An 8340-nucleotide genomic window follows, 5' to 3' on the forward strand; every position below is an offset into this window, starting at 1 on the left:
CGCCGAGCGCGCGGGGTTGCTGGCCAAGGCCGACCTGACCACCGGCATGGTGGGCGAGTTTCCCGAATTGCAGGGCGTGATGGGCGGCTATTACGCCCGCCATGACGGCGAGGGCGACGAGGTCGCCGACGCGGTGCGCGACCATTACGCGCCGCGCGGCCCGTCCGACGCGGCGCCCGCGGCCCCCGTGACGGTCGCCGTCGCCCTGGCCGACAAGCTCGACCAGATCGTGCAATTCTTCGGCATCGGCGAGAAGCCGACCGGCGGCGGCGATCCGTATGCGCTGCGCCGGGCCGCGCTGGGCGTGCTGCGCATCGTGTTGCAGCCCGGGTTCCCGGCGGTCGCACTACAACTTCTGATCGGCGACGCTGGCGGCACCGGCGAGCTTGGTACCGAGGTGTTCGAGTTTTTCCAGGACCGCCTGCGGGTGATGTTGCGGGGCGAAGGGCGCCGGCATGATATCGTTGCTGCCGTCTTCGCGATCGCTGCCAATGATTTCGTCGCTGACGTGGTGCGACGTGCTGACGCGATAGAGCGCATGTTAGGCACCGAGGATGGCCGCAACCTGCTCGTCGGATACCGGCGCGCGGCAAATATACTACGCATCGAGGCAGCTAAGGACGGCCCAGTAACCTCTATTGTTCAAGAGGCGTTCCTGGTCCAGTCTGAGGAGCGTGCACTCCGCGACGCGCTCGACCTTGTAGGCACGCCGATCAACCGCGCGCTCATGGCGTCCGACTATGACGGCGCCATGCGGGCGATGGCCGGGCTGCGCGCGCCGCTCGACGCGTTCTTCGATGGCGTCACCGTCAATGCCCCGGAACCGGAGCTGCGCCGGAACCGTTTAGCTTTGCTGACACAGGTGCGGTCCGTGATGGACCGGGTCGCCGACTTCTCCAGGATCGAAGGCTGATCGCGATGAGCAAGTGGGTCTACAGCTTCGGCGCCGGGCATAACGAGGGCCGCGCGGACATGCGCGACCTGCTCGGCGGCAAGGGCGCCAACCTTGCCGAGATGGCGTCGATCGGCCTGCCCGTGCCGCCGGGCTTCACGATCACGACGGAGGTCTGCACGGCCTTCTATGAAAACGCCCGCCGCTATCCCGACGAGTTGCGCGGGCAGGTGGCCGATGCGCTCAGCCGGGTGGAGACGGCGGTGGGGCTGCGCTTCGGCGACCGGGCCAAGCCGCTGCTGGTCTCCGTCCGCTCCGGCGCGCGCGTGTCGATGCCCGGCATGATGGACACCGTGCTCAATCTCGGCCTCAACGACGACACGGTGCAGGGGCTCGCGGCGGCGTCGAACGACGAACGCTTCGCGTGGGACAGCTACCGTCGCTTCATCCAGATGTACGGCTCGGTTGTGCTCGGCGTCGATCATCACCGTTTCGAGGAAATCATCGAGACGACGAAGCACGATGCCGGCGTGACCGAGGACACGGCCCTGACCGCCGCCGACTGGCAGCGGGTGGTGGCCGGCTACAAGGACATGGTGGCGCAGGAGACCGGCAAGCCGTTCCCCGAGGCGCCGGAGGATCAGCTCTGGGGCGCGATCGGCGCCGTGTTCGGCTCGTGGATGAACCCGCGCGCCAACACCTATCGCCGGCTGCACGACATCCCCGCGAGCTGGGGCACCGCGGTCAACGTGCAGGCCATGGTGTTCGGCAACATGGGCAATGACTGCGCGACGGGCGTATGCTTCACGCGCGACCCGTCGACGGGCGAGAACATCTTCTACGGCGAATATCTGGTGAACGCGCAGGGCGAGGACGTGGTGGCCGGCATCCGCACGCCGCAACCGCTGTCCGCCGCGCGGGCCAAGCCGGACGAGAAGCCGATGGAGACGGTGCTCCCCAACGCCTACGACGAGCTGATGCGCGTGCGCGAGACGCTGGAGCGTCACTACCGCGACATGCAGGACATCGAGTTCACCGTGCAGCAGAACAAGCTGTACATGCTGCAGACGCGCAACGGCAAGCGCACCGCGGCGGCAAGCCTGCGCATCGCGGTGGAGATGGCGAACGAGGGGCTGATCGACCGCGAGGAAGCGGTCAAGCGCGTCAACCCGTCCGCGCTCGACCAGCTGCTGCACCCGACGCTCGATCCCAAGGCGAAACGCACGCTGCTGTCGAAGGGGCTGCCGGCGAGCCCGGGGGCGGCCAGCGGCACCATCGTGTTCAACGCCGACGAGGCGGAGCTGCGCGCCGGCAAGGGCGAGGCGGTGGTGCTGGTGCGCATCGAGACCAGCCCCGAGGATATTCACGGCATGCACGCGGCGCGCGGCATCGTCACCACGCGCGGCGGCATGACCAGCCACGCGGCGGTGGTCGCGCGCGGCATGGGCCGCCCCTGCGTCGCCGGGGCGGGTGGCATCACCGTCGATTACGGCGCGCAGACCCTCACCGCGGGCGGCCATGTGCTGCGCGCGGGGGAGACGATCACCCTCGACGGCGCGACCGGCGAGGTGTTCGTCGGCAGCGTCGCGATGATCGAGCCGAAGCTGTCGGGCGATTTCGCGACCCTGATGGAATGGGCCGACGAGTTCCGCCGCATGAAGGTGCGCACCAACGCCGAGACGCCGCTCGACGCGGAGACGGCGCGCAAGTTCGGCGCCGAGGGCATCGGCCTGTGCCGGACGGAGCACATGTTCTTCGATCCGGCGCGCATCGGCGCCGTGCGACAGATGATCATGGCGGCCGACGAGCGCGGCCGGCGCGTGGCGCTGGAGAAGCTGCTGCCGTTCCAGCGGGAGGATTTCACCGACCTGTTCCGCATCATGGCCGGCCTGCCGGTGACGGTGCGGCTGCTCGATCCGCCGCTGCACGAGTTCCTGCCGCACGCCGACGCGGAGCTGGAGGAGGTGGCGCAGGCGCTGGGTGCCGACATCGAGGCCATGCGGCGCCGCGCCGCGGAGCTGGCGGAGGCGAACCCGATGCTGGGGCATCGCGGCTGCCGGCTCGGCATCTCCTATCCCGAAATCTACGAGATGCAGGCGCGCGCCATCTTCGAGGGCGCGCTCGCGGTCGCGAAGGAAACCGGCGCGGCACCGGTGCCGGAAATCATGATTCCGCTGGTCGGCACCCGTCGCGAGCTGGAGATCACCCGCGCGCAGGTGGACAAGGTCGCGCGCGAAGTGTTCGCCGCCGCCGGCACCACGCTCGAATACCTGGTCGGCACGATGATCGAGCTGCCGCGCGCGGCGCTGGTGGCCGACCGCATCGCCGAGGTCGCGGACTTCTTCAGCTTCGGCACCAACGACCTGACGCAGACCGTGTTCGGCTTGTCGCGCGACGACGCGGGCAAGTTCCTGCCGCACTACGTCGAAAGCGGCATCCTGCCGAAGGACCCGTTCGTGTCGATCGACGTCGACGGGGTGGGCGCGATGGTGCGCATCGCGGTCGAGGGCGGCCGCAAGACCAAACACGACCTCAAGCTCGGCATCTGCGGTGAGCATGGCGGCGACCCGTCGAGCATCGCCTTCTGCGAACAGGTCGGGCTCGACTATGTCTCGTGCAGCCCCTACCGCGTCCCCGTCGCCCGCCTTGCGGCGGCGCAGGCAGCCCTCGGCACCGCGAGCGACCGCACCGCCTGACGGATCAGGGCCCATACGAAGGCACGGGGCGGTTCGCCCGTGCCTTGAAACCCGTGCGCGAAGTCCCTAGTTCGTTCGATATCGAACAATAGGGTGCATAGCAGCATGGCTCAGATCGCGATCGTGTCGCATAGCGGCTACGGACACACGGCAAGGCAGGCGGCGGCGGTGCAGGAAGGGGCGGCGTCGGTCGAGGGGGCGACGGTGACGCCGCTCGTCATCGACGCCGAGGGCAACCTGCCCGACACCGCGTGGGAGACGCTGGCCGCCGCCGACGGCATCATCTTCGGCAGCCCGACCTATATGGGCGGCGCCTCGTGGCAGTTCAAAAAGTTTGCCGACGCCTCGTCGCGTCCGTGGTTCGCGCAGGCGTGGAAGGACAAGGTCGCGGCGGGCTTCACGAACTCCGCCTCGATCAACGGCGACAAGCACAGCACCATCCACTACTTCATCACGCTGGCAATGCAGCACGGCATGGTGTGGATCGGCACCGGCATGATGCCGGCCAACACCAAGGCGGCGACCCGCAACGACGTGAATTACCTGGCCGGTTCGGCCGGGGCGATCGCGCAGTCGCCGTCCGACAGCACGCCCGACGAGGGGCCGCTGCCGGGCGATCTGGAGACCGCGCGTCAGTTCGGCGCCCGCGTCGCCGCCTATGTGGTCAAGACGCGCGGCTAGCGCCGCGTCGCCGGATCAGGACGGACGGCCGCCGGCACGATGCTGCCGGCGGCCCAGGACGACCAGCACGAGCACCACCCCCACCATCCACGCGAGCGATGCGAGCCCGAGGGCATGCCACAGCGCATCCTGGAGCCGCGTGACGTAGAAGCTGCCGTAATAACGGCCGTGCCAGATCTTCATGTATTCGATGACCTGGCCGCACGCGGCGTCCGGCCGGGACGGCGCATACAGCGACAGTTGATAGCGATAGACCGCGGCCAGCGCCCCGAGGAACGGGCCGGCCAGCAGGAGATGCTGGACGAGGTGGGCGGCGCGCGGCGGCAGCGCCCGCGGCCAGGGGCGCCCCCTCGGGTCGGGGCGCCGAGCAACGCCGGTCGCGCGCATGGACCTGCCTCCGTCCGTGGGACGTCGGCGGCGAGACTAGCCGGCTTCGGGCCGGATCAGAAGCGGCGCGGGGGACAGACGCGGCGCCTGTCCCCCGTCCGGCATCTCACCTCTCAGTTCGAGGCGGCGAGCTGGCTCGGCGTCACGCCCGACAGCACGACAGAGCCGTTGTCGGCGCTGAGCTGGCGCAGCGGGACTGTCGTCAGATGGTTGCCGGGCGTGTTGTAGAAGCCGACCCAGACGACCGCCTGGTCGCCCTGGATCGCCCGCAGGCTGCCGATCGCGGCGCCGTTCTGGTCATAGATGAACGAGCCGACATTGGCCGGGCCGATCTCCCCGGCCATGGCCGCGCTGGCGCCAAGCCCGAGGCTGAGGGCGGTCGCCGCGGCGAAGAGTGTGCGTCGCATCATGGTCATCTCCCTGTGCGGAGGGCGCGCCCCGAAACGGGCCTCGCCATCACTGCTGCACTGCAACATCGGGCGCGCGAGGGTGGATACGAAGATGCGGTGAGGGCACAACATTCATGCGATTGACGCATCAAACGCCGCCGCCGAGGCGAATTGTCTACCGATTGGTAATTCGCGTGTGCCTGATCATCCTCAGATAAAATTGCGACTTAATCGCAATTAGACTTGACGCCCATACCATGAACCGTCACACAACCTGCGCCATCGACGCCGCTATTACCGTCTCCGCTCCGCCAACCGAAAGCCCGTCCCATGCCGCCCCAACGCCTCGCCCCTCGCGCTGCGACCGTGACGCTTGCCGTCTGCTGCCTTGCTCTCGCCGGGGCTTCGGCCGCGATGCTCCCGCAGGTCGCACGCGCGCAGGCGATCGGCGGCCAGCCGCAGCCCCCGGAAGTGACCCCGCCGCCCGCCGCGACAGAGCCCACGGTGCCGTCGGGCGGCCTCGCGGGGCTCTTCTCGCCGGATCGTGCGACGCTGCTGGGCGATTTCGGCAGCCTGCGCACCACGCTCGGGCAGGCGGGCATCACCTTCGGGCTGGAGACGATCGACGAGACGTTCGGCAACGTCACCGGCGGCTACAAGCAGGGTGCCACCGCCAACGGGCTGACGATGTTCAGCATCGGCCTCGACACGTCCAAGGCGTTCGGCTGGGAGGGCGGCACGTTCAACCTCAGCACGCTCTGGATCTACGGCCCGAACTTCAGCAACGGCTATCTCGGCACCTTGCAGACCAACAGCGGCATCCTCGCCTCCCCGTCGGTGCGTGTCTGGGAGGCGTGGTACCAGCAGCAATTCGCCGGCGGCCGGATGGACGTGAAGATCGGGCAGCAGAGTCTCGACCAGGAGTTCATGGTCAGCCAGGGCGCGTCGGTGTTCCTCAACACGACCATGGGGTGGACGGCCGTCCCGTCCTTTGACCTGTACGGCGGCGGGCCGGCCTATCCGCTGTCCTCGCTCGGCGTGCGCCTGCGCGCGGAGCCGACGGACGCTCTGACGATACTCGCCGGCGTCTTCGACGATAACCCGCCCGGCGGCTCGTTCTTCAACGACAGCCAGTTGCGCGGCCCGGAACGCTATGGCCTCGGCCTTGATCTGGGTACGGGCGCGCTCTTTATCGCCGAGGCGCAGTATGCCGTGAACCCGCCGCCGCCGCCCGCGCCCGCCGGCAGCCCGCCCACGCCGCCGTCCGGCCTGCCTGGCATGTACAAGGCGGGCGCGTGGTTCGACACGGCGAAGTTCCCGGACGCGAGTTCCTATTCGCCGTACGCCGATGGCCGCGTGACGTCGTATCACTGGCACAATTACGGTCTGTATGCCGTGGCCGACCAGACGGTCTGGATGCCGCGCCCCGACGGCCCCACATCGGTGAGCGTGTTCGGGCGCCCGGTCTTCGCCCCGTCCGACCGCAACTTTCTCGATTTCTGCGCGGTCGCCGGCGTGCTGCTCCACGCGCCGTTGCCGACCCGCGACAACGACACGTTCGGCGTGGCCTTCGGCTATGCCAACGTGAGCGACCGGGTCAATTCGATCGCGCCGACCGGTCCCGCCTTCTCCGGCGTCTACACGCCGCTGCGCAGCGGCGAGACGCTGATCGAGGTGACGTACCAGGCCCAGTTCGCGCCCTGGCTGACGGTGCAGCCCGACTTTCAGTACTACTGGATGCCGGGCGGCGGCATCGCCAATCCGAACGTGCCCAACACCCGCGTCAGTAACGAGGCGCTGTTCGGCATCCGCACGACCATACAGTTCTGACCGCGCGCCGCGCCGTCAGACCAGCATGCGCGCGAACGCCTCGCGCAGCGGTTCGCTGGGCACCACGAACAGGCCGGTGAAGGGCGTGTCGAGGTCGAGAACGACGAAGATCGCCGAGGCGATCGACACTGCCCCGAGCAGGATGATCGCATAGGTCAGCAGGTTGCGCGGCGCGACCAGGCCGAAGCAGAGGAAGATGATCAGCAGCCACAACGCCAGGATCATGCAGAACGGCGTGGAGAGCGAGCTGTGCGCGTGCTCGATGATGATCCAGCGCAGCTGTTCGACCCGCAGCAGCCGGGCAAGACAGGGCGGTCCCATCGCCACGTGCGTCGGCGTGTCCTGCGGCAGCGCCCGCAACGCCGCCTCCGCCCGTGTCAACAAGGCACCGAGGCCGGAGTTCTCCAGCCGGTCGTCATAGCGGCCGCGCGGCGGGACCGGCATGCGCGCAGCCGCCGGCGGCGGCTCGTATTCCCAGGTGGAGCGGATCGCCCCGCCCGTATAGTCGCGCATGATCGCGCGGATCGCGTCCGTCTCCGGTCCGTAGGTCCGCAGTGCGTTGTCGAGCTGGATCAGGGCGACGGAAAACGCCCGCACGTCCGCGCCCAGTTTGTCGAAGGATGATTTCACGCTCGTCGTGACGAGGCCGAGCACGATCGCCGCCAAGGTGACGAGCATGGCGACGACCATCTGGATCACCCCCATCGTCTCCTGCGTGCGATGCCGCTCGCGCAGCAGCGGGCGGAGCGCCGCGCCGACGGCCGCGGCCAGCAGCAGCCCGAACAGCGCCAGCACGCCCTGCGTCCACTCGCTCATTGCCTCTCCGGCACGGTCAAAACGACGGGCACCCTATGGCATGTGCCGCGCGGCTCTGCCTATCTGGCCGCACAGCGAAGGGGGAGCGGGCCATGGACGTGCTTCTGGACCGGGCGGCGGCGATCGGCGCGCGGCTGAAGGCGCGGCGGGAGACGGTGGGGGTCGTGGAGTCGTCGTCGGGCGGTCTCGTCGCCGCCGCGCTGCTCGCGGTGCCCGGCGCCAGCCGCTATTTCATGGGCGGCGCGGTCGTCTATACGCGCGACGCGCGCGAGGCGCTGCTCGGCATCACGACGGCGCAGCTGGGATCGGTCCGCTCGTCATCGGAGCCCTATGCAGTTCTCCTCGCGCAGACGATGCGCGCGCGCCTCGGCACCACCTGGGCCATCGCGGAGACCGGCGCCGCGGGACCGACGGGCAATCGCTATGGCGACGCGGCCGGGCATACGTGCTGCGCCGTGGCGGGGCCGGTCGCGCGGGTCATCACGCTGGAGACCGGCGTCGCCGAACGGGCGGCGAACATGCGGGCGTTCGGGGCGGCGCTGCTCGACCTGTTCGCGGCGGCGCTCGACGCGGCGTGACGGCACTGGGCTGAGCCGCGAAGGCGGAGACGGCAACGGCCCGCGAGGGGGGGGGAACCCCGCGGGCCGCC

Annotated in this window: 8 protein-coding genes; 5 read left to right on the forward strand and 3 right to left on the reverse strand. The window is 69.3% G+C overall.

The window, feature by feature from the left end; all coding sequences use genetic code 11:
• The 3 genes from glyS to B8460_RS13355 all read left to right on the forward strand — a co-directional run.
• On the forward strand, nt 1-913 hold a 913-nt coding region (gene glyS, locus B8460_RS13345), incomplete at its 5' end, for a glycine--tRNA ligase subunit beta (RefSeq protein WP_048862099.1).
• A 5-nt stretch (nt 914-918) separates the two neighbouring features.
• A complete protein-coding gene (ppdK, locus tag B8460_RS13350) occupies nt 919-3588 on the forward strand; it encodes a pyruvate, phosphate dikinase (RefSeq protein ID WP_048862100.1) in 2670 nt (889 codons plus the stop codon).
• A gap of 105 nt (nt 3589-3693) precedes the next feature.
• Nucleotides 3694-4269 (forward strand): flavodoxin family protein, encoded by a 576-nt coding sequence (locus B8460_RS13355; RefSeq protein WP_048862101.1) that lies wholly within the window; start codon nt 3694-3696, stop codon nt 4267-4269.
• A gap of 15 nt (nt 4270-4284) precedes the next feature.
• On the opposite strand, the gene B8460_RS13360 is transcribed toward B8460_RS13355, so the two are convergent.
• On the reverse strand, nt 4285-4656 hold the full coding sequence (locus B8460_RS13360; RefSeq protein WP_048862102.1) for a hypothetical protein: 372 nt from the start codon (nt 4654-4656) through the stop codon (nt 4285-4287).
• 113 nt (nt 4657-4769) lie between these two features.
• Complete coding sequence (locus tag B8460_RS13365) at nt 4770-5063, reverse strand: hypothetical protein (protein ID WP_148360603.1); 294 nt, start codon at nt 5061-5063, stop codon at nt 4770-4772.
• 396 nt (nt 5064-5459) lie between these two features.
• Between B8460_RS13365 and B8460_RS13370 the strand changes: the two genes are divergently transcribed.
• Nucleotides 5460-6875: a carbohydrate porin gene (locus B8460_RS13370; RefSeq protein ID WP_052945243.1), complete on the forward strand. Its 1416-nt coding sequence runs from the start codon at nt 5460-5462 to the stop codon at nt 6873-6875.
• Between the two features lie 15 nt (nt 6876-6890).
• On the opposite strand, the gene B8460_RS13375 is transcribed toward B8460_RS13370, so the two are convergent.
• Nucleotides 6891-7691, reverse strand: coding sequence for a bestrophin-like domain (locus B8460_RS13375; RefSeq protein ID WP_048862104.1), 801 nt, complete (start codon nt 7689-7691; stop codon nt 6891-6893).
• Between the two features lie 92 nt (nt 7692-7783).
• On the opposite strand from B8460_RS13375, the gene B8460_RS13380 reads away from it, so the two are divergent.
• Nucleotides 7784-8269 (forward strand): CinA family protein, encoded by a 486-nt coding sequence (locus B8460_RS13380; RefSeq protein ID WP_048862105.1) that lies wholly within the window; start codon nt 7784-7786, stop codon nt 8267-8269.
• The last annotated feature ends 71 nt before the right edge of the window (nt 8270-8340 follow it).

The organism is Acidisphaera rubrifaciens HS-AP3, from assembly GCF_000964365.1.
Classification (GTDB): domain Bacteria; phylum Pseudomonadota; class Alphaproteobacteria; order Acetobacterales; family Acetobacteraceae; genus Acidisphaera; species Acidisphaera rubrifaciens.